This is a genomic window from Caballeronia sp. KNU42, from assembly GCF_053760385.1.
Genome location: NZ_CM132390.1, coordinates 1,117,230 through 1,138,102, shown reverse-complemented (window position 1 = coordinate 1,138,102; position 20,873 = coordinate 1,117,230). Strand labels below are relative to the sequence as shown.

Below are 20,873 nucleotides of genomic sequence, written 5' to 3'. Positions count from 1 at the left end.
GTTAGCGCAATTTTCACGGCCCCCGCTTGATTTGCTTAAGGATGAAAAGCGGCGCTGCGAGCGCTGCGTCCCAACGCGCTTTCTCCAACATTGCCCGCGCCAAAAGCATTCGTGCTGCCGGTGTATACGCCGCTGCCATTGATGTTGATATTGCCCGCCGCGTTTGGCCATGCGTGCTCCAGCCAGTCGCTATCGGCATTCCCGGCATTCCCGGCGCTCGCGCGTGCGAAGACCGGGCGATGGACATTCGGCGTGCCACCGTACAGGTACGGCTGCCCCAATTGCACGACCGCAACCGCCCCTGGATTACATCCCGCCTGCACGACGATGCTCTCTTGCGTGAACGCGCCCGCGGTACCCAGTCCGGCAGCAACGCTGCCGCCCACGTGTACCGTGTCGCATACCGACGAGGTGAATATCACCGCGTTCGCGGGGATATCGACGTCAAGAAGTTCCGTGCCGCCCACCGTCACGCTGGCGAGCGGGCCTGCCGCGAGAACACCGTCCTGCACCGGTCCTGTCTTGATGAAGTCGATCTTCAGCGCGAAGCCGGTCAGATGCCTGGCCTGGGCCGTCAGCACGACCTTGTACGGTACTGGACGAGGAGCGTCATCGATCCCGGCAAAGCTGCCGCCGCCCGCGCTCACGCGCATGCCGACGCCCGCAACACTCGTGGGATACACGTCTTTCAAATCCTGCACCGGTGCTTCGGAGCGGCTCAGCCGAACCTCGAGGGTGTTAGCCTCGCCCGTGCAGACGAACGGAATATCCTGCAACGCGGCGACCCGCACCGAGCCCAACACGTCACCTACAGTCAGGCTGGACAACGCGGAGATATTGACTGAAGGCAGCAAGATGACGGGACGCGCCTTGCCATCGCCCGGAACGCAACCGGCGTGAGCGAGCGGCGCGCCGCTGAAGCTCGCGGCGGCCAGCACCGAGAGGTATCGACATGCTCTAAAAACAAGCCGCAGAAGTGCTCGCGTATTCATCACGTTTTCACGGCCTTGCGCCGGTCCTTGCATCAGGTCGCGAAGCGCGTGCATCGCCATGATGCGCGCGCTTTGCGGGCCTCGGTTCGGGTGTGTCATTGTTGGATCTCGACTGATCGCTGCGCCATCACTGCGTGGTCAATCAACCGCCCTTGCCTTTCGCGAGCGCACCGGCGCTGTTGGCGCCGCCGAACAGTTGCGTCAGGTACTGCGAATTCTTGTTCATCGTCGCCATGACCGTGTTGAGCGCCGTGAACTGCGACTGGTATTGATGCGTGAGCTGGGCCGAGTAGCTCGCCAGGGTGTCTTGCTGCGTGCTGATGCCCTTGAGGTCCGCGTTGAGCGGGTCCTGGTTATTCGCGATCAGGCCGCGTTCGCCCAGGAATCCGTTCAGGCTCTTTGTCATCTTCGCGGCCACGCCGGTCGTCGAATTGAACAGGGTCGCCACCCCCGCCGGATTGCTTGTCAGCTCGCTGGAAATCTTCGCGTTGTCCGCCGTGAGGGTCGCGTCCTTGTTCAGCGTAATGCCGATAGCGCCGAGCGAAATATTGGAGCTGCCGTTCTTGACGCCGCCGCTGACAATACCCGCGAGCGTGCTCTTGATCGTGTTGAACATCGCGTTGCCAAGCAGCGGGCCGCCTTGCGCGCCCTTGGCTTTCGAACTGTCGAAACCGGCAACCTGGCTATAGGTCGTGACCAGGGCGTTATAGAGGTTGACGAAGTTGTTGATGGCAGTCGATGCCGACGTGGTGTCCTGCGCCACGGTCAGCGTCTGCGGCGTGCCGGCAGGCGCGCCAATGGCCGCCGCGGTGAGGTTCAGCGTGACGTCCTGGATCGCGCTCGTCACCGTGTTGCTTGAACTCGTGCCGGCTGTCCCGTCGATGGTGAACATGGCGTCTTTAGCTGCTTCGGTCTGCGTCCACGGGCTCGTGGCGGACACCGATGCGATGGTCGACGGGTCCGCGCTGCTGGCGCCGGCCGTGGACGATACGCCGAGACTGGACAGGCCCGCATCGTCGGTCACCGTGCCCACTGAAACACCAATCGTGTTCGATGCACCCGTGGCCGATGAACGCAAGATCAGGTGCGCGCCATCCGTGCCCGTCACGACAGTTGCCGTGACGCCGGGATTGCTCGACGACCCGTTGATCGCGCTTGCAATGCCGCTAACGGTGTTGTTCGCCGACGTGACGTCGATGCTCATCGACTTGTCTCCGACCGAGACGTTCATCGTGCCGGTGCCCAGTGCGGTTGTCGCGCCGAACGCTGCCGACGACAACGTCTGCGCGCTGGCAATCTGCGTCACCGCGACCGAATAGCTGCCCGTTGCCGCGCCGGTGGTGCCGCTTGCCGTCAGCCCCGTGCCGTCGGTCGTCAACTTGAACTGCCCAAGGGCGGTACCGTCCGCGAGCGGCGCAATGCCCGCCTGCAACGCCGACAACCCGGCCTGCAAGGCGCCGATTGCCGAGAGCTTGGTGTTGTCGTTCCTCTGTTGCGCGATCAGCGAGCCGGTCTGGCCCGCCACCTTCGCGTTGACAAGGCTCGTGACCAGCGACGACACATCCAGTGACGCGTTGCCCGTCGAGCCGCTGATGACGGACTGCGCGGCGGACGCCCTGGCCGAGGCGGCGGCAGCCGTCGTGTCGGCCGCGCTCGAGATGGCGTTGGCCGAGGTCGCGGGGGCCGAAGTCACCGGGGCCGGGGCGGGCACGCTTGAGGCGCTGGACGCGCTGGAAATCGTCGACATTAAAATGCTCCGTACGTCAGGTTTGCTGTTGAGGCTGGATGAAAATCGCCCGCTGAAGCCAAGCCTCAGGAGAGCCTCAGGGGACCGTTAAGTGATGCGATGCGGCAGCCGCACGTTGCCAGGGCTGTGCATCGTCTATTCGCGCAGTCATGGTTGCGCACTTCCGCCAAGCGTGAAACGCCGAGCAACACGCGGCTCCCGCAGGTTCTTTCCAAATCTTTAAAAAGATTTCCACGCGTGGGTGCAGGCCGGTCGAGGTCGCGAGTGCCCGACGACGCTATCTATCGGTAATGTGAAAGAGGCCCGCAGAAATATTCCGGCCGGCTCGGGCAAGGCCCTTCTTCTCTCGCGTCCCGCCGGCTTTTTTTGATTTTTATTTCAATATTTTTTCACGGAGCTTGAGTACGATCTCTGGTGCGCCCGACCCTTGGCGGACCAAGCCATGGGTTCTCAGCAGTTTTTATCGAGGCATCGTTCTTGCGGGTCAAGGACCGTTTCACGACCCGCCCGCAGCGCGGCCCGGCGAGCGGGCTGGACGATGAGGGTTCGTTTCTGCAAATCGCCATGCAAGCGCAAAAACGCAAAAAACTTGCGGCTTTGAGAGCGGCAGCAATCGATCACGGTTTGTTTGTTTTCGAACCTCATCCGCCAATCCAGTACACTTATTGAATTGAAAGCACTGGTTCTGACAGGCAATCCTGGTCAGGGTGTTTGACGGTTTCTGATAGTTGAGAGGGAGAAACGTACGTGGCTAATGACAAGATGCTGGAGCAGATGAGCAACAAACCGGGGTTTATCGCGGCCCTCGACCAGAGTGGCGGATCCACCCCCGGCGCCCTGAAGGCGTATGGAATTCCGGAGAGCGACTATAACGGCGACGCCGAGATGTTCAAGCTGATGCACGAAATGCGGGTACGCATCATGACTGCACCCGCGTTCACCGGTGAGAAGGTTGTGGGCGCCATTCTCTTCGAAGCCACCATGGACGGACAGGCAGAAGGAAAGTCCGTGCCGGCCTTCCTGTGGGAAGACCGTGGCGTGGTTCCTTTCCTGAAAGTGGACAAGGGGCTCGAAGCGGAAGCGAACGGCGTGCGTCTGATGAAACCGATCCCGGGGCTGGATGCGCTGCTCGAGCGGGCGGTCAAGCTCGGCGTGTTCGGTACGAAGATGCGCTCGGTTATCGACCATGCGTCGCAAGAAGGAATTGCGGCCATCGTCAAGCAACAGTACGAAGTTGCCGCGCAAATCCAGGCGCACGGTCTTGTGCCGATCCTGGAACCCGAGGTGTCGATCAACAGCCCGGACAAGGCTGCAGCGGAAACCATCCTCCTGGCTGAGCTGCTCAAGGGTCTCGATGCATTACCCGATGGCAGCAAGGTCATGATCAAGCTGACCATCCCCGACGTGGCGGATTTATATCGTCCGTTGATCGAGCACCCGGCTGTCGTACGCGTGGTGGCGCTTTCGGGCGGCTACTCGCGGACCGACGCGTGCGCGCGTCTCGCGAAGAATCACGGCATGATCGCCAGCTTTTCCCGTGCGTTGATCAACGAACTCAAGAAGCCGATGAGCGACAGCGAGTTCGACGCAACGCTCGCAACGGCTGTCAATGAGATCTATCGGGCCTCGGTTGAAAAGGTCTGATCAATAAATTGCAAGCCGGTTGCAAGCGGCTGGCAGAGCAGGTTTTGAAGCAGTGTTTGATACAGGCCGCACTCGAAGCATGAGTGCGGCCTGTTTGTCATGCCGCGCGAGCAACGCTCGCTTGCGGCAGTTCAAGACGGCGCGACCACGTGGCGAGGTGGCGGAAAGCGACGGGCGGTTTGCACAGGATTGCGCTGTCATATTGCTTGCCCGCGAACCTGACGAAGTCGTCGATCCGGAAGCCCTGGCCCCGGTAGAAATCAATCAGATGTGCAGCGGGTTGCGGGGTATCGAGCGCAAGCTCCGCGTAGCCGCGAATGGCGGCCCAGTGATCCGCATAGGCCAACAACGACTTCCCGATCCCCCTGCTCTGATAGGCAGGATCGACGCCGAACTGGCGAACGCTCGCAACATCATCCCGCCGATAAAGCGCACATACCGACCCGGTATCCTGTGCGTAAAGAGTCATGGTTCCGACCAGCCGTCCGTTGCATACCGCGACATAACAGTCGCCGCGCATGGCACGGGCGCGAGTAACCAGCGCGGACTGGTCAACGCACGTGCAGTTGAGCCCCATCGCACCAAGCCGCGCGAACGAACGGTGCAGCATGTCGGTCAACTCATCGAACGAATCGCACGCCGGGTCAAAGCGCCTCAGTACGACGCTGCCCACGCCACGATGAACGTAGCTGATACGCGTGTGATTCCTGATTGCTGTGTGTTGCTTCGACATGACACCCCCGGTCTCATCATTGCCAGAAGTGTAGGATTCCTCGCCGGTTGAGAACAAGAAAAAATGCCGTAAATATTTCGTGTTTTACGGCATATATATGCAGGCCGCTGAGGGCTTTACGGAATTTTTATTCCAGGCCTGCGTTCAGGAAACGCGTACGCTTTCGGCATTCATTTTTTCGATGGTGAGATTCACCGATCGCGCGCTCAAAGGGCTGGTCCGATGCCTGACCCCGGCCGGCACCGTCAACATCTCGCCCTGCTTTAACTCGTATCGCGCCGATTCCAGCTCGACAAGCAAGACGCCCTCGAGAACGATGAACACTTCGTCCGAGTTTGGATGGAAATGCCAGAAAAATGGCGCATCCATGACGCTAAGATGAACAGCGTGATCGTTCACCTTAGCCAGGACCTGATTGAAGTATCCCGCTTTGGTCTGCGCTGCGATTGCGCCTGGGTTGATCAATTCAGGGTCCAAGATCGTCTCCTGCGGATCCATGCGGCGAAGCATGTGAGGCACGGCTAACCATGGCGCGCATGGGCCAGGTGTCAGCCGCCAGTCACCAGACTAACCACACGCAATCCACGCGCAAAGAGAGAAATTTTCACCGCGACGTGAGTCAAATTCACAAGGCGCCAAGTCAAAACGACAAGAACCGTCAGAACAAAAGATCCTGCAGCCGATAGTAAGCGCCGACCAAAGGCAGCGTCCACGCGCGGCCGGCATGTCCAGGCACAGCGGGCCAGGCAAGCGAACGCCACGGGTTGGCCTGTTCGGAACCCGACATCACGTCAGCCATCATGCGTCCCATATGCGTCGACATCTGCACGCCGTGGCCGCTGTAACCCATCGAATAGTAGAGCCCTTCGTGCTGACCCGCACGAGGAAGCCGGTCCACGGTGATGTCGATCAGACCGCCCCAGCAGTAGTCGATCCTCGTGTTGGCAAGCTCCGGAAAGTACCTAGCCAGGCCCTTGCGCAGCACGTTGCCGCTCTTTTCATCGGAATGGGGATTGGACATCGCGAAGCGCGCGCGGCCACCCCACAGCAGCCGGTGATCGGGCGTCACCCGAAAATAATTGCCGATGTTAAGCGACGTCACATAGCTGCGCCTGTGAGGGAAAAACGCGTCGAGCTGCTGAGTGGAAAGCGGCTCCGTCACCACGATAAAACTGCCCACCGGCGCCATGCGCTGCTGGAACCACTGCAACGGCCCCACGCGCGATGCACCCGTTGCCACGAGCACCCGGTCCGCCCTGATGACGCCACGCGCCGAGGTGAGCTCATAACGCTCCCCGTCGATGCGTTTTAACTGCGTCACCGCCGCGCCTTCGAAGATACGCGCGCCATGCCGCGTGGCGGCCTGCGCCAGGCCGACTCCAAACTTGCCCATGTGCATCTGCAGGCCGTTGCGCTGCAACAGCCCGCCATGAAAACCATCCGAACCGATTTCACTGCGCATGCGATCGGCCGGAATCAACTCGACCTCCGGGTCGACCTCGCGACGCAACACCTCATAGGTACGCGCCAGTTTTTCGTAGTGCTTCGGCTTGGCTGCAAGCTTCAGCTTCCCTGTGCGAACAAGGTCGCAATCGATCTGATGACGGGAGACGATGGACTCCACACTCGCCACCGCACTTTCATATGCACGATAAAAGCCCCGGGCCTGCTCCAGTCCGACTCTCGCGGCAAGCGAAGCGAAGTCCTGCGCGACGCCGGTATTGCACTGGCCGCCGTTACGCCCGGACGCCTCGCTTGCTATGCGCCCTGCTTCGAGCACAGTGACCGATACACCACGCGTAGCCAGTTCGAGCGCAGCCGACAAACCCGTGAACCCGCCACCGATCACCACCACATCGGCGCGGCCTTCCACAGGACCCTGTGCAGCTTCGCTGAATACGGGAGCCGTATCCAGCCAATACGAATCAAGCTTCATTGATTTTTAGTTGAATGTGGCGCGACGAGCCTGCTCCTGAATTTTTCCTCGTGCGCCACTGAAGCCGCTTGCGCCGCTTCAGTGGCGCTCCTGGTCAGGCAGTCCACCAGACATGTTCGGCGAACGAGAAGCCCATCATCCCACCGGTCGGGATCGAACCCAGTCCTTTCAAGCGCTTGTCGTTGGCATCGAGCAGGCTGATGAACGACGGGATACCGATGCCACCCTGATCCGCCACCAGCACCTGCATCTCGCCGTACATCTGCTTGCGTTTCGCATCGTCGGTCTCGGCGCGCGCGCTCAGCAGCAACTGGTCGAAGCGCGGGTCCTTCCAGCCTGACTCGTTCCAGGGCGCGTCGGACTTGAAGAACTGCGTGAACAATACGTCCGCGCTGGGACGCGGGTTGATGCTGCCGAAACCGAGCGGATGCTTCATCCAGTGATTCGACCAGTAACCATCGGCGGGAACCCGGTTCACAACGAGGTTCACACCAATCTTCGCAGCCGTCTGCTGCATCAGCTCGGCCATTTCGATAGAACCGTTCGCGTCGGTCGTGGCGTAGATCGGCGGCAAGGCCGGGCCGACTGCACCGGCCTTCTGCATGTAGAACTTCGCCTTGTCCAGATCGAACTTGCGTTGCGGCAGCGACGCGTTGAAGTAGCGGTGGCCCGGCGGGATCGGCTGGTCGTTGCCGGTCACGGCATAGCCCCGGAACACGGCCGTGCGGATCTGCTCGCGGTCGAACAGGTTCTTCATGCCCCGCACGAAGTCGGGGTTGCCCGTGAGCGTGTTATCGCGACGCATGATCAGGTCGGTGTAAAGACCGGATTTGGTTTCCTTCACCGCGTAACCCGGGGTCGACGCAATGCGCTGTGTCGAGCGCGGATCGACGGAGTTGATCAGGTGCACGTCACCCGCGAGCAGCGCATTCACGCGGGCGGCGTTGTCGCTGATGCTCACCAGTTCGATCTGGTCGAGGTACGGTTGTCCAGCTTTCCAATAGTTGTCGTTGCGCACGCCGACCGTGCTGACACCCGGCTTGAAACTCTTGACCTTGTACGGTCCGGTTCCAATCGCCGAGGCGAAGTTCGTCGTGCCGTCCTTGACGATCACGAGTTGCGGCGTGGCAAGGATTGCCGGCAAGTCGGCGTTCGGCACATCGAGCACCATGGTCACTTCGTTCGGACCGCTTGCCTTGATATCGGCGAACTGATCGGCGAGGGTCTTTACCTTCGACGCCGTCTGCGGATTCTTGTGACGCAGCAGTGAATAGACCACATCGGCAGGCGCGAGCGGTTTGCCGTCGTGGAAAGTCACGCCCTGGCGAAGCTTGATGATCCACGTTTTAGCATCGGAGCTTGATACGGACTCCGCAATGTTCATTTGCGGCGTCAGGCTCTCGTCAAACTGGGTCAGGCCGCTATAGAACATGAAGAACCGGATGTAGTCGCTACCCGTCGAACCCACGGCAGGGTCGAGGGTGTCCGAGACCGAACCCGCGTCGTACGCCACCCGGATACTGCCGCCTTTCTTCGGGGTATCGGCGGCCAGCGCAGCGCCAGACACCGACAGCAGGCCGCCGCCGGTGACAGCCATCATGCCGGTGCCGGCCAACACGCGCATCATGCCGCGACGACTTAGACCACCGCTTTTTATATCATCTTTCACTTGAATGACTCCGGACGGGTAAGGGATCAGAAAGAACGTTCAGGAGGCGACGGGGGCTAGGTTTATCGCGTCTCTTCAGCAGCATCGTATGCTTGCAGAATCCGCGTGAAACGCCGACAAAAACCGCAAAACAGCATAAATCGCTTGTTATCGCATCGCTAACGCGCTGCTTTGCATGGCCGCCAGCCAGCCGATGAAAATGTCCGCGTTTTCCCCATGCTTCAGGCAACGGCGGACTGCTCCGCATCGAGCAATTGCGGGTATCGCCGCAGCACGTCGGCATACAGTTCGCCGATAACTCCGGCGCCGGCCGCGAGCGTGCCCGCCGCTTCCCTCGCGTCGAGCGCATCGAAGATCTTGTGCTTGAGGAAATGACGCCACACCACCGGCGCGCGAGCCAGGATGCCGGTCAATACGTCGTAGCGTTCGCGTGTCCACTTCGCCTCATAGGCGTTGCGCTGCGCACCATAGTCGAAGTGGGCGACGGCGGTCTGGGCCGCTATCCTTTTGGCCTCGTTGCGCAGTTGAGCCGTCTTTGCCAAGTCGATTTCTCCGTCGACCAGCACGACGCCATACAACTCACGCGCCTGATCGACGCGAAGGTAACCGCGCCGCACGTCTTCGGCCACCTTCTGCGCGTCGCGTTCGTGCGGATGGCCGTAGCCGCCACCGCCGCAGCCTTCGAGGCGGATGACGTCACCCGGACCGCACATGACGAGGTCGGTCACGCCGAGGTCCTCCTCGTCCTCGCGGCCCGGATTGCGGGTAAAGCGCGAGACGGCGCCCGCCTTGCCCCCAAGCACGCCCCAGGACGCGAAGCGCGAGCGGTCGCGATTGCGGGCAGTCACCAATGTGCCCGGCGAAAACACCCTGAACTCCATCACGGTTCCCAGCCCGCCGCGGTACTTGCCCACGCCCGCGCTACCGGGCACGACGCCATACCTGGTGATCCGGATCGGCACTTCGGCTTCGTTGATCTCGACCGGCGTATTGCGCAGGAACGCCACGTTCGCGCCGGACGCATCCGACCCGTCGCCCGAGATCATGCCGCCCGCGCCACCGCCGACCGGACCGATGGACGCGATCACCGAACGGCCGCGGCGATCCACGGTCTTGACGTTGAGTATCGACATGCCGCCGGCCGGACACGCAGGCAAACGTTCCGGGCACACCATCGAGAACGCACCGAAGGTTACGTACTGCGCGACCTTCGCGGTCAGGCTGCGCATTCCGACCGCAGCCGGCGGAACGCAATTCATGATCGTGCCTTCAGGCAGGATGCAGCGTGCCACTTTAAGCATGCCTGCGTTGAGCAGAAGATCGGGGTTAAGCGAGTACAAGACATAGTTGAGGCCGACGAGCGCGAGGACGTGGCGCTCCTTGCCGCCCGTTGGCATATTCAGCGACGAATTCAGTTGCGGATCGCTGCCGGTGAAATCGAAGACGAGCGAACCGTCCGCAACAGTCAGCGTCAACGCAACACGCAGCGGTTTGCCGTTGACCGAATCTTCGTCGGCATATTCGGCGAAGAAATATTCGCCGTCCGGCATGCTCCTCACGATCGTGCGCGCCTGCTCTTCCGAGTACTCGAGCAGCGCGTCCATCCCGGCGCGGAATTGCTCGATTCCGAAGCGCTCGATGATCTCCAGCACCCGGCGTTCGCCGGTCATCAACATCGCAATCTGTGCCTTCAGGTCGCCGTGATTCTGCTCGGGCGCGCGCACGTTGATGGCCATGTGTTCGAGCAGAACCTCATCCAGCACACCCGCGCGAACAATCCTGGTCGGCGCGAAGCGGATGCCTTCCTGGTAGATCTCGGTCAGCGTGCGCGACAGCGACGCCGGCACCGCGCCGCCCATGTCGGTGTTATGAATATGCCCACCGACATAGCAGACAATCTCGCCGTCGAAAAACACCGGCTTCCACATCATGACGTCGGGCGTGTGGGTCGCCACGTAGCCGCTGTACGCGTCGTTGGTCATGCAGATATCGCCCGGTTCATAGTGATCGATCATGTCGATCACCGCACCGAAGTCGAGACCCGGATACCACGTGGCGCCGAGCGTCTTCGGCGAAGCAAACGTGAGTCCGCGGGTGTTCATCAGCGTGCAGGAGAAGTCTTCCGTTTCCTTCACGAAAGCGGAATGCGCGGTGCGCACGAGCGTATAGGCCATGCTTTCCGCAGCCGCGACGCAGTAGTTCGCGAAGATCTGGAGGACGGATTTATCGAATGTCATGTTGCGTTTCCAAAGTCAGCAGTCAAACGGCTTCGAGAAAAAGATTGCCGTAGTCGTCCACGCGGGCATTGAAACCCGGCAGCACGCAGGTGGTGGTGTCGTCCTGGGCCACGATCGCGGGGCCAGGGAATCGATGCCCCGCCAGCAGCGCCGTGCGCCGGTAGAGCGGCACGCGACGCCACGCGCCGTCGAGGTAGGCATCGATTTCCGATTCGGCTTTTGGCGCGCCTTCGCCCGCTGCTATCTTTGGCAACTCGGGCTTGGGCGTGGGCGCGGTGATGACGAGCCTGAGCGCGACTACCTGAATCGCGGACCTTTCATCGCTGTGGCCAAACAGGCGTTCGTGCTCGCGATGGAACGCTTGCGCGATTCCTTCAATGTCACCGTTGGCGATAGCGTCGGTGGTGAGCGGCGTGTCGATCTCAAACGATTGCCCGCGATAGCGCATATCCGCCGAGACCACGAGTTCAGCCGTTGCATCCGTGCCGGTCTCGCGGATCACCCAGGCGCGCGCATCGGTTTCCAGCAACGCCAGGTCTTGGCCGAGCCGTTCGAGGGATGCGCGGTCGAGTGGATAATATGTCGTGCGAACAAAATCGTTCTTGGTGTCCGCGATCAAACCGCCCAGTGCGCTCAGCACGCCCGGCGTAGTCGGGACCAGCAGGTTCCGCACATTCAGCGCGCGGGCGAGGAAACAGCCAAGCATCGGCCCCGCGCCGCCGAAAGGCATGAGAGAGAAGGTACGCGGGTCGATGCCGAAGCGCGAACTCAAGCGGCTCACACCTGCATACATGCAGGAGATCGATACCTCGATGATCGCCGCAGCCGTCTTGTACACGTCGAGTCCCAGCCGCTGCGCAAGCGGCTCGATTGCACGCAGTGACGCATCGACATCCACCTTGACCGCGTTATAGCCAAGCGCCGCGCTGCCGAGCACGCCGATCGCGGCGAATGCGTCGGTGATGGTCGGGCGCGTGCCGCCGCGGCCGTAGCAAACCGGGCCCGGATTCGACCCCGCGCTTTCCGGTCCGACCTTGAGCACGCCGAACTCGTCGACCCAGGCGATCGAGCCGCCGCCATCGCCGATCGACGACACGGAGACCGACGGAATATGGATCTGGAATTCGCCGATATATTCGCCCGTCGCGTACTGCGGCTTGCCGTCCACGATCAACGCAATGTCCGCTGTCGTCCCGCCGATGTCGAGACTCATGCAGTCCTTCACCTTGCAGAGCTTCGCGAGATACGCCGCGCCGATCACGCCGGACGCGGTGCCGGACAGGATCATCTGCACGCAGTTCTGCTTGCCGTTCTCGGCGCTCATCACGCCGCCATTCGACTTGGTGACCTTGAGGTCCGCGCCAATCCCGCTTTCGGCCAGCGCAGCCTGCAACTTCGTGAGGTAGTTCGACACGCGCGGTTGCACATACCCGCCAATGGTCGCCGTGACGGTGCGTTCGTATTCGCGGATGATCGGCCAGACTTCATGCGAGCACGAGACGAACGCACCCGGCATTGCGCGCTGGATGATCTCCTTCACCTGCTGCTCGTGCGACGGGTTCCGATACGAATGCAGCAACGACACCACCACGCCCTCGCAGCCAGCCGCTTGCATGCCGCGCACGGCGTCGAGCACGCTGGTCTCATCGACGGGGGTTTCCTCGTCACCTTCCGCCGTCAGCCGGCCCGCCACGCCGAACACACGGTCGCGCGGAATCAACGGCGCGGGGCGGCTGGACATCAGGTGGTACATGTCGGGGATCTTCAGGCGCGCAATATCCAGCACATCCTCGAAGTTGCGCGTGGTGACGAGTCCCAGCTTCAGGCCCTTGCGTTGCACGACGGCGTTCACGCCCACAGTCGTGCCGTGCGTGAAATAAACCACCTCTCGCGGCTCGATGCCATAGCGCTCCCGCAGGCCTTCCATTCCCGCAAGCACTTCGCTGCCCGGACTGTCCGGCCGCGAAAATACCTTCAGGGTCCGTATGGTTCGCGTCGCTTCGTCGAGCACCGCGAAGTCGGTGAACGAACCGCCAATATCCACTCCGATTCTCAAACCCATTGCGTTGTCCTTATCTTTCGATTGATACGTGCCGCTCAGCCGTGCTGTTTGCGTTTGTCGATGACGTCGCGAATCTGGTAATAGCTCCCCAGCGCCGGCATGAACCACGGCTTGCCGCGATAAAGCGGGTGCGTGAGCATCGGCGTGCCATAGGCGCTGCTCTCGGGCGCTTGTGCTTCGATGATCAGGCGCGCGACCTTGTAGCCAAGATAGGTCATCATCACCACGCCGCTGCCGTTGCAACCGAGCGCGTAGTGGATACCGTCGGCGGTGCGGCCCAGATGCGGCAGGAAGTCGAGCGTGAGCGCCACCGTGCCGCCCCAGCTATGCGCTACTTTGATGTCGGCCATTTGCGGAAAGCGCTCAACCATCTGCGCATGCAGGATCGCACCCGATTGACGCCGGTCGAGGCTATAAAAACGCGCGCGGCCGCCAAAGAGGAAACGCTTGCCGTCGGGCGAATAGCGGTAGTAGTTGACCACGCGACGCGTCTCCGAGATACCGCGGCGCTTCGGTATCAGCGATGCCTGCAAATCGGCGGGAAGCTCTTCGGTTGCGATCTGATGCGACACGACCGGCACCACGCGGCGCTTCAGGTCCGGCATCGATTCGCCCGTATAACCGTTGGTGCAGATCACCACATGTTCGCTCGCGAGCGTTCCTCGCGCGGTCTCTATGCGATACCCCGCCCCGGAGCGCTCAACCGTCCTGACCGGGGCCTTGCTGCACACCGTGACGCCCGCGCCGCGAGCGGCGGCGAGCAGCCCGGCGAACATCATCGACGGGTGGACTTGTCCCGCGCGCTCGAGCAGGACGCCGCCCGCGTACATGTCGCTCGCCAGTTCGCTGCGCAGCTCGTCGCGCGAGAGGATCCGCGCGCCCGCCGACGCGTACGCGTTCAGGTTCACGATGCGCTTCTTCCACGCGGCCAGATGCGCGTCGGTCCACATCGCATTGATGCGGCCGGCCTTCAGATAAGCGCATTCGATTGCATTGTCCCTGAGGATGCGTTCAAAGACGCCGTAGGAAGCCGCGGCTTCACGCAACAGCGCTTGCTGGCGTTGTTCGGATACGGCGCTGTCCAGCTTCTTGCCTGAGGGCGCCTTGCCCACGTTCACGCCTCCCGACACTTGTCCGCCGCTGAGCGTGCTCGCACCGACCCCAGGCACATCAGCTTCGAGCACGGCCACGCTCAAGCCATGCTTCGCGAATTCGAGCGCGCACGACAACCCCGCATAACCCGCGCCGACGATCGCCACGTCGACTTCGCGCGGCACGTCGGACATCAGGTCGTCGTGTGGACGCCAGTCTTTCCACCAGTACGGGGTATCGGTGAAATCGGAGGAAAACACTTGGCTGCGCGTCAACACGGTGAGGTCCTTGATGTGAATGCGTAAATAATAGGACTACGACACACTGTGGTTTCAATGCGTCGGTATTGGTCGTGAAACAATCAGCCGCACACGGGCAAATCCTCGCTCGCCGCCTGCAGCGCCTGCCACGTAATGCCAATGATTTCGTCGATATCCGCTCGCGTGGCGACCAGCGGCGGCGCGAATCCAATGATGTCGTGAATGCCGAGCGGGCGAACAATCAGGCCGCGCGCAAGCGCCGCCTGCGCGACCCGGTTGCTGACCTTGAGCGCTGCGGCAAACGGCGTGCGCTCGGTCTTGTCAGCCATTAGCTCAAGCGCGGCCAGCATCCCCTCGCCACGTACATTGCCGACGAGCGGGTGATCATCGAATGCGGCATGCAGGCTCTGTTGCAAATACGCGCCGACGTCGGCGGCATTGCGCGTCAGTTGCTCGCGCTCGAGGATGTCGAGGTTCGTCAACGCCACGGCCGCGCACACCGGATGGCCCGAGTAAGTCCAGCCGTGGCTCATTGCGCCCTGCTCCCGCGAGCCGCGCTCGATCACGTCCCATACCCGCTCGCCGACAATCACCCCGGACAGCGGCAAGTACCCGCTCGTGAGTCCCTTCGCGACCGAGATCAGGTCGGGTTCGATACCGTAATGCCCGGAGCCGTTGCGTGAGCCAAGACGCCCGAAACCGCAGACGACTTCATCGGCGACGAACAGGATGTCGTGCCGCTTCAGTACAGCCTGGATGGCCGGCCAGTAGCCGGCCGGCGGCGGCAGGATGCCGCCCGAGCCCATGACCGGTTCGCCAAAAAATGCGCCGATGGTGTCCGCCCCTTCGCTTTCGATCAACCGTTCAAGCTGCTCGACGCAATCCGCCACGAACGCACTTTCGCTCTCACCCGGCCGGGCGTCGCGATAGAAGTCAGGACATACCGTGTGCAGCACTTGCGGCATGGGCAAGTCGAAGGCCGCGTGAAACTTCGCTTGTCCCGTGAGGCTGCCGGTTGCAATACCCGAACCGTGATAGCTGCGATGCCTCGCGATGATCTTCTTCTTGCGCGCACGCCCGAGCACATTGTTGTAGTACCAGATGAGCTTGATCTGTGTCTCGTTGGCGTCCGAGCCGGACATGCCATAGAACACCTTCTTCATTCCCGGCGGCGACCAGTCCTCGATCAGCCGCTGCGACAGTTCGACAGCGGGGTCGTTCGAGAAGCCTGCATACGTGTGATAGAACGACAGCTTGCGGCTCTGCGCCGCCATCGCCTCGGCCATCTCCTCGCGTCCGTAACCGATGTTCACGCAATACAGCCCGGCGAACGCATCGATATAGGAACGGCCTGCGTGATCCTCCATGCGTATGCCCGACGCACGCCTCATCAGGTGTCCTTGCAGTTCGCCGGAAGCATGCTCGGACGCGTGCGTTCCGGGATGCATGAAGTGGCGCCGGTCGGCGGCGAAGATCGCATCGCTCAGTGAGGCAGGGGTCGGGTTCATGGCTGCGCCGCGAGTGAGGGAGTGTGCAAGGCGTCAGCGATGTCCCATTCCGGATGCCACGCCGGCTTGCTCACGCGGCCATCGGCGCGGGCGAGCGCGCTGATGCGCGCCATCGACGCGGCATCGAGTTCGAAATCGAATACCGCGAGGTTTTCCACAATGCGCCCCGGATTCGATGACTTCGGAATTGCGGCGACCCCGGGCTGCTGGATCAGCCAGCGCAAGATGATCTGCGCGGGTTGCTTCTCATGCCGACGTGCAATCTCCGCGATCACCGGGTCCGCAAGCAGCTTGCCGCTGCCAAGCGGCGAGTGCGAGATCAGGGCCATGCCATGCCGCGAACAGGCAGCGAGCAGCTTGGTCTGGTCGAGATACGGATGGTATTCGCACTGGTTCGCGACCAGCGGCAACGGCGAGAGCGCCACTGCACGATCGAGCAGCGCCACCGGAAAGTTCGATACGCCAATATGCCGCGTCAGGCCACGGCGTTGCGCGTCGTTGAGCGCGCCGATCGTCTCTTCAAGCGGTACCTCGGGGTTGGGCCAGTGCACGAGCAGCAGGTCGACGTGATCGATTCCAAGCCGCGCGACGCTCGCTTCTGCCGCGCGGCGGAAATCGGCCGAGCGCAGCTCGGTATGCCAGACCTTGGTGGTCACAAACACGTCGTTGCGCGGCACGCCGCACGCGGCGAGCGCCTGGCCGACCGCCTGCTCGTTCTCGTAGCGGGCGGCCGTGTCGATATGCCGGTAGCCGGCGTCGAGAGCCGCGCGCACCGCACGGACGCCTTCATCGTGGCTGGATTGCCATGTGCCCAGACCCAACCGGGGAATCAGCGCGCCGTTAGCGGCAACTGCCTGCAAAGGCGCTGACGCACGAAGAGGAAATGTCATCGCGAGAATTTTTCGGGATTTCAGGTTTGTTATTACCGTGCCATAATGCGGCACGCTGTTCCATATTTTCGACAGATGCAAAGTAACACGCGCTTTTTCGCGGCGCAAGCGAACGGCTGCGCGCCGAACGAGCGTGTGCTTTTTCCTGCTGCGGTGAATCACGGGAGGAGTAGATGAACAGTTTGTTGAAGAGCCTGGAGATCCTGGAGGCGGTGTCTCAGAACCAGCCGGTCAGCGTGGGGGTGCTGGCGCGTCTGCTCGATATGCCGAAATCCAGCGTCCAGCGCGTGCTGATGACCTTTCACGAGGCCGGCTGGCTGCGCCAGACCGGCGGCGACCTGACGCGCTGGGAAGTGGGCGCGCGGATCCTCGGCGTGCGCCCTGCCGCGCTTCGCGGCGGCGCACTGTATGCCGCTGCGCGCGAGCCGATGCGCGAGCTGCGCGAGTTGACCAACGAGACCGTTCACCTGTCGATTCCCGACAGCACCAAGTCGATGGTGCTGATCGACCGCGCGGATTGCACGCAGACGGTGCGCACCTTCAGTCCCATCGGCGACCTCAGCCCGTTCCACGCAACGGCAACGGGACTCGCCGTGCTCGCGTACATGAGCGAGGCCGAGGTGGAAGAAATCCTGAGCCGCGACCTGCCGAAATTCAGCGACACCACGCCGTGCGACCCCGCCGAGATACGACTCGAACTCGAACGCATCCGCAAGCGCGGCTATTCGATCAACCTGTCGCAGTATCGGCGCGCGGTGTGTGCTATTGGCGCGGCGATCATCGATTCGGACGGCGCGCCCGTCGGCAGCATCTGCATCTCCATGCCCGAATCCCGTTACGAGCCTAAGCGTCTCGTTGAATGGGGAACAGCCGTTGCGAAGGCAGCGGCGGCTATCAGCGTTTAGGGCCGCTATCGATGAGGTGAAGCGCGTATGCCGTATCGGTGACAAGATTCAGGCGTACGCTGTCACCACGCTCATGAAGCCGCCTGAACCTACTGCCAAAGGACCCCATCATGCGAATCGAAACGTCATTCCTCTTCGACCTCGACGGAACGCTGGTCGACAGCGTGTATCAGCACGTTCTTGCCTGGAAAGAAGCACTCGATGCAGAGGGTATCGAGCTGTCGGTATGGCGCATCCATCGCAAGATCGGCATGAGCGGCGGCCTCTTCACGAACCAGTTGCTGCGCGAAACCCACGGCGATATCAGTCCCGAGCGCGTGGAGCGTTTGCGCCGCACTCATGCGGACGCATATCAGCGGCTGCGTGCACAGGTTTGCCCCTTGCCCGGCGCACGCGAATTGCTCGCCGCGCTCACCAATGCGGGTACGCGCTGGGCCATTGCGACCAGCGGCCGGATGGAGACGGCGGCCGTGAATCTTGAAGCGCTCGGGGTCGATCCGGCCAAGTCGGTGGTCGTCACGCGCGATGACGTGAAGTACGCCAAACCCGACCCCGATCTCTTCATTGCAGCGGCGGCGCGCCTGGGGGTGTCGATCGAGCATTGCGTGGTGGTGGGCGACAGCATCTGGGACATGCTCGCCGCGCGGCGTTGCCGCTCGCTGGGCGTGGGGCTGCTGTCGGGCGGCTACGGAATGGACGAACTGGAACGGGCCGGCGCGCTGCGCGTGTACGAAGACCCAGCGGACTTGCTGTTGCATCTGGATGAAGTGGCTGCAAGGCCGTAGGCGTTGATGTACGACCGCTGTTTAGACGCCGATCGTTCAGCAATCTGCGGTCGAACCGGATCAGACGCTATACGCGAGTCGCAATCCGCCCCAATGACGGCCAGCGACCATGATCGGCGCGGACACGTCTTTCATCAGCGCGTATTCCCCGGCGCCCATATCGCGTCGATAAGTCTGCAACAGGAACGGCTTGGTATGCGACCCCGAAGCCAGGCCGGTGCGGTCGTTGAAGATGCGCCGGTTACGCGAATGGGCGGCGTTCCAGGCAGGGTCCGAACCTTGCGGTTGCGAAAACTTCTTGTTGTGCGTGGGCAGGTAGCCCTTGGTATCGACGGCTGCACAGAACACCACGCGTTTATCCAGCGCCAGCAAGGGCTCCTGGATTTCCGGCAGGACGCGATCGGCAAGCTGGATATAACGGGTCGTGAATTGCTCGGGATTGGTGCCGGCAATCGGGTTATATGCGGAATCGAAAAGGTCGGCCGCCGAGATCTCGCCGCGCGCAATCGCCTGCTCGAACGCCCGGCCGATCTTCTGCGCGGCGCCCATGACCGCGTCGATAAACCGCGTATCAGGCGTCTCTATTCCCGCTTCCGCCGTCAGCTCGATCAAGGTTTCGGACACGCCCAACAGCTTGCTCAACTGATCGCGCGCCTTCGTGAAGCTGCCGCTCGACTGCTCGACACCGCCGACCATCTCCGAGACTTGAGACGCAAGCCCGCTGCATTGTTGATCGATCGCTTCGGTCTGCAAAGCGATCTGCTCCGCTTCAACGCTCAGCTCGGTGATTGCCTTTCCTGTCGCCGACACCACCTCGCCGATCGCATGCGTGCCCTCCTTGACTCGCTGTGCACGTGCCGCGCTGGCGGAGCCTTCGGCCATCAGCAGGTCAGCCTGACCCGACAGCCTGGTGAGTGTTGTCCCGATCTCCGAGGTGGCTTGTGCGGTCTTCGCGGACAACGCCTTCACTTCCGCGGCGACTACGGCGAAGCTCTTGCCGGACTCACCTGCGCGTGCCGCTTCGATCGCGGCGTTCAAGGCCAGCAGATTGGTCTGGCGCGCGATGATCGAAATTTCTTCGGAGATCTTGCTGACGTCGCTCAACGAGCCTCGCAAGGTCTCGATCTCCGCCGCCATCACCGAGACGCTGTCGACCAGACCATGGATGTCCGCCAGCGACACCCTGACCGTCTCCTGGGACTGGCTGACGTCGGATGCGGCCTGATCCGCCACGATACGCATCTGACGCGCCGCCGCGGCAATCCGCTGGTTGCCTTCCATGGTCGACAGTGAAGAGCGCTGCAAGCCGTGGCACAAATCCGTCTGACGCGTCGCGCGCGCCGCCACTTCCTCGACGTGCCCCGATACATCGCAGATCTCGATACCCAGCTTGCCCGCATGCTCGGCGATCTTGCCGACCGCCGCGAGCGTGCGCCCCCGTTGCCCGAATCCGAAACCCGTCATCCCTTGCCCCCGGTATTTAATTTGCGTGGAATTCCCCGGTTGCATCTCGGCATGCCGGGCTCATCGAATTCCGCGTGACGTCTTCCCGTATAACGTCCGATTGCTGGGAAAACTAAAGGGATGCGAGGCGATGCAAGCGCTACATCGGGTTTGCCCTGTGTCACCGCCGGCCGCCGGATTCAATCGCGATCCGCAGGCGCTCCCAACGGAAACAGCGGCCGATACGGACGCGCTTCGTCAACCGCCCGCGCAAAAGATGGACGCGCCAGCAGACGCTGCCGGTACGCAATCACGTGCGGGAACGACGCGTCAATGCGATGCGTCCAGTCCGCATAAAACAGGAACGGCGCAGCGCCGCAATCGGCCAGGCTGAACTGAGCGCCCGCTGCCCACTCACGCTCGGCCATGACGCCATCGAGCCAGCCGTAAGCGGTCTCGAGCATCGCGCGCGCATCGGCAACGCCTCGCGGGTCGCGTTCTGTTTGCGGGCGCAAGCTGTCGGCCACGATCTTCTGCTGCGGGGTCGAGATGTAGTTGTCGAAGAACCGATCCATGCTGCGCACTTCCATTGCGCTGCGGGGATCTTCAGGCAGCAGCGGCACGGGGCCCGGATGATATAGACCCAGATGCTCGATGATGATGCTCGCCTCGACCACGGTGCGCCCGGCATCCACGAGCACGGGAAAGCGCTTCATTGGCCAGAGCGCCGTCAGCTCTTCCATCACCTGCGGGTTCTCGTGCGACAACGCGCGCCATTCGAACGGGGTGCCATTCTCGTACAACGCGACCAGGACCTTCTGGCAATAGGACGAGAACGGATGGGCGTAGAGTTTCAATGTCATCGGATCACCTCGGGTTGAGAAAGACTGCTTTCCCTGACGACGAACGAGGCTGCCGAAAATCGACATCCACTCTGAAGAATTTTAAAACCTCTGCTGCTGGACGCGGT

Annotated in this window: 16 protein-coding genes; 3 read left to right on the top strand and 13 right to left on the bottom strand. The window is 62.1% G+C overall.

The genetic code is table 11. The features are described from left to right. Window positions 1-35: 35 nt before the first annotated feature. Both ACSOSP_RS36255 and fliD read right to left on the bottom strand, forming a co-directional pair. Entirely contained in the window at window positions 36-1,091 is a 1,056-nt protein-coding gene (locus ACSOSP_RS36255) for a hypothetical protein (protein ID WP_455313841.1), read from the bottom strand. 43 nt (window positions 1,092-1,134) lie between these two features. Beyond that, window positions 1,135-2,739 (bottom strand): flagellar filament capping protein FliD, encoded by a 1,605-nt coding sequence (gene fliD, locus ACSOSP_RS36250; protein ID WP_455313840.1) that lies wholly within the window; start codon window positions 2,737-2,739, stop codon window positions 1,135-1,137. Window positions 2,740-3,486: 747 nt separating this feature from the next. On the opposite strand from fliD, the gene ACSOSP_RS36245 reads away from it, so the two are divergent. Further along, window positions 3,487-4,383 (top strand): fructose bisphosphate aldolase, encoded by an 897-nt coding sequence (locus ACSOSP_RS36245; protein ID WP_455313839.1) that lies wholly within the window; start codon window positions 3,487-3,489, stop codon window positions 4,381-4,383. 97 nt (window positions 4,384-4,480) lie between these two features. On the opposite strand, the gene ACSOSP_RS36240 is transcribed toward ACSOSP_RS36245, so the two are convergent. The 9 genes from ACSOSP_RS36240 to ACSOSP_RS36200 form a co-directional block, all read right to left on the bottom strand. After that, on the bottom strand, window positions 4,481-5,116 hold the full coding sequence (locus ACSOSP_RS36240; RefSeq protein WP_455313838.1) for a GNAT family N-acetyltransferase: 636 nt from the start codon (window positions 5,114-5,116) through the stop codon (window positions 4,481-4,483). Between the two features lie 144 nt (window positions 5,117-5,260). Then, on the bottom strand, window positions 5,261-5,614 hold the full coding sequence (locus tag ACSOSP_RS36235; RefSeq protein WP_455313837.1) for a cupin domain-containing protein: 354 nt from the start codon (window positions 5,612-5,614) through the stop codon (window positions 5,261-5,263). A 160-nt stretch (window positions 5,615-5,774) separates the two neighbouring features. Continuing rightward, window positions 5,775-7,052: an NAD(P)/FAD-dependent oxidoreductase gene (locus ACSOSP_RS36230; RefSeq protein ID WP_455313836.1), complete on the bottom strand. Its 1,278-nt coding sequence runs from the start codon at window positions 7,050-7,052 to the stop codon at window positions 5,775-5,777. A 94-nt stretch (window positions 7,053-7,146) separates the two neighbouring features. Then, a complete protein-coding gene (locus ACSOSP_RS36225; protein WP_455315346.1) occupies window positions 7,147-8,679 on the bottom strand; it encodes an ABC transporter substrate-binding protein in 1,533 nt (510 codons plus the stop codon). A gap of 263 nt (window positions 8,680-8,942) precedes the next feature. After that, window positions 8,943-10,958 (bottom strand): hydantoinase B/oxoprolinase family protein, encoded by a 2,016-nt coding sequence (locus tag ACSOSP_RS36220; RefSeq protein ID WP_455313835.1) that lies wholly within the window; start codon window positions 10,956-10,958, stop codon window positions 8,943-8,945. A 22-nt stretch (window positions 10,959-10,980) separates the two neighbouring features. After that, window positions 10,981-13,020: a hydantoinase/oxoprolinase family protein gene (locus ACSOSP_RS36215; protein WP_455313834.1), complete on the bottom strand. Its 2,040-nt coding sequence runs from the start codon at window positions 13,018-13,020 to the stop codon at window positions 10,981-10,983. Window positions 13,021-13,055: 35 nt separating this feature from the next. Further along, the gene (locus ACSOSP_RS36210) at window positions 13,056-14,390 is read right to left on the bottom strand and encodes an NAD(P)/FAD-dependent oxidoreductase (RefSeq protein ID WP_455313833.1); all 1,335 of its coding nucleotides are present in this window, start codon (window positions 14,388-14,390) and stop codon (window positions 13,056-13,058) included. A gap of 83 nt (window positions 14,391-14,473) precedes the next feature. Further along, a complete protein-coding gene (locus ACSOSP_RS36205; RefSeq protein ID WP_455313832.1) occupies window positions 14,474-15,880 on the bottom strand; it encodes an aminotransferase in 1,407 nt (468 codons plus the stop codon). Next, the gene (locus tag ACSOSP_RS36200) at window positions 15,877-16,770 is read right to left on the bottom strand and encodes an aldo/keto reductase (protein ID WP_455313831.1); all 894 of its coding nucleotides are present in this window, start codon (window positions 16,768-16,770) and stop codon (window positions 15,877-15,879) included. Before ACSOSP_RS36200 ends, ACSOSP_RS36205 begins: the two co-directional genes overlap by 4 nt. A gap of 173 nt (window positions 16,771-16,943) precedes the next feature. Here ACSOSP_RS36200 and ACSOSP_RS36195 point away from each other — a divergent pair, with 173 nt between their 5' ends. Together ACSOSP_RS36195 and ACSOSP_RS36190 are read left to right on the top strand one after the other, a co-directional pair. After that, window positions 16,944-17,675: an IclR family transcriptional regulator gene (locus ACSOSP_RS36195; protein WP_455313830.1), complete on the top strand. Its 732-nt coding sequence runs from the start codon at window positions 16,944-16,946 to the stop codon at window positions 17,673-17,675. A gap of 110 nt (window positions 17,676-17,785) precedes the next feature. Beyond that, complete coding sequence (locus ACSOSP_RS36190) at window positions 17,786-18,460, top strand: HAD family hydrolase (RefSeq protein ID WP_031361807.1); 675 nt, start codon at window positions 17,786-17,788, stop codon at window positions 18,458-18,460. 60 nt (window positions 18,461-18,520) lie between these two features. Here the strand turns inward: ACSOSP_RS36190 and ACSOSP_RS36185 are convergent, their stop codons facing one another. Both ACSOSP_RS36185 and ACSOSP_RS36180 read right to left on the bottom strand, forming a co-directional pair. Then, entirely contained in the window at window positions 18,521-19,924 is a 1,404-nt protein-coding gene (locus ACSOSP_RS36185) for a methyl-accepting chemotaxis protein (RefSeq protein ID WP_455313829.1), read from the bottom strand. A 179-nt stretch (window positions 19,925-20,103) separates the two neighbouring features. Continuing rightward, window positions 20,104-20,766, bottom strand: coding sequence for a glutathione S-transferase family protein (locus ACSOSP_RS36180; protein ID WP_455313828.1), 663 nt, complete (start codon window positions 20,764-20,766; stop codon window positions 20,104-20,106). Window positions 20,767-20,873 lie beyond the last annotated feature (107 nt).

Coding starts and splice junctions, on each gene's coding strand:
- ACSOSP_RS36230 (WP_455313836.1), bottom strand. CDS start 7,052: ATGAAGCTTGATTCGTATTGGCTGGATACGGCTCCCGTATTCAGCGAA.
- ACSOSP_RS36255 (WP_455313841.1), bottom strand. CDS start 1,091: ATGACACACCCGAACCGAGGCCCGCAAAGCGCGCGCATCATGGCGATG.
- ACSOSP_RS36195 (WP_455313830.1), top strand. CDS start 16,944: ATGAACAGTTTGTTGAAGAGCCTGGAGATCCTGGAGGCGGTGTCTCAG.
- ACSOSP_RS36215 (WP_455313834.1), bottom strand. CDS start 13,020: ATGGGTTTGAGAATCGGAGTGGATATTGGCGGTTCGTTCACCGACTTC.
- ACSOSP_RS36225 (WP_455315346.1), bottom strand. CDS start 8,679: ATGATGCGCGTGTTGGCCGGCACCGGCATGATGGCTGTCACCGGCGGC.
- ACSOSP_RS36205 (WP_455313832.1), bottom strand. CDS start 15,880: ATGAACCCGACCCCTGCCTCACTGAGCGATGCGATCTTCGCCGCCGAC.
- ACSOSP_RS36200 (WP_455313831.1), bottom strand. CDS start 16,770: ATGACATTTCCTCTTCGTGCGTCAGCGCCTTTGCAGGCAGTTGCCGCT.
- ACSOSP_RS36190 (WP_031361807.1), top strand. CDS start 17,786: ATGCGAATCGAAACGTCATTCCTCTTCGACCTCGACGGAACGCTGGTC.
- ACSOSP_RS36235 (WP_455313837.1), bottom strand. CDS start 5,614: ATGGATCCGCAGGAGACGATCTTGGACCCTGAATTGATCAACCCAGGC.
- ACSOSP_RS36180 (WP_455313828.1), bottom strand. CDS start 20,766: ATGACATTGAAACTCTACGCCCATCCGTTCTCGTCCTATTGCCAGAAG.
- ACSOSP_RS36240 (WP_455313838.1), bottom strand. CDS start 5,116: ATGTCGAAGCAACACACAGCAATCAGGAATCACACGCGTATCAGCTAC.
- ACSOSP_RS36220 (WP_455313835.1), bottom strand. CDS start 10,958: ATGACATTCGATAAATCCGTCCTCCAGATCTTCGCGAACTACTGCGTC.
- ACSOSP_RS36185 (WP_455313829.1), bottom strand. CDS start 19,924: ATGACGGGTTTCGGATTCGGGCAACGGGGGCGCACGCTCGCGGCGGTC.
- fliD (WP_455313840.1), bottom strand. CDS start 2,739: ATGTCGACGATTTCCAGCGCGTCCAGCGCCTCAAGCGTGCCCGCCCCG.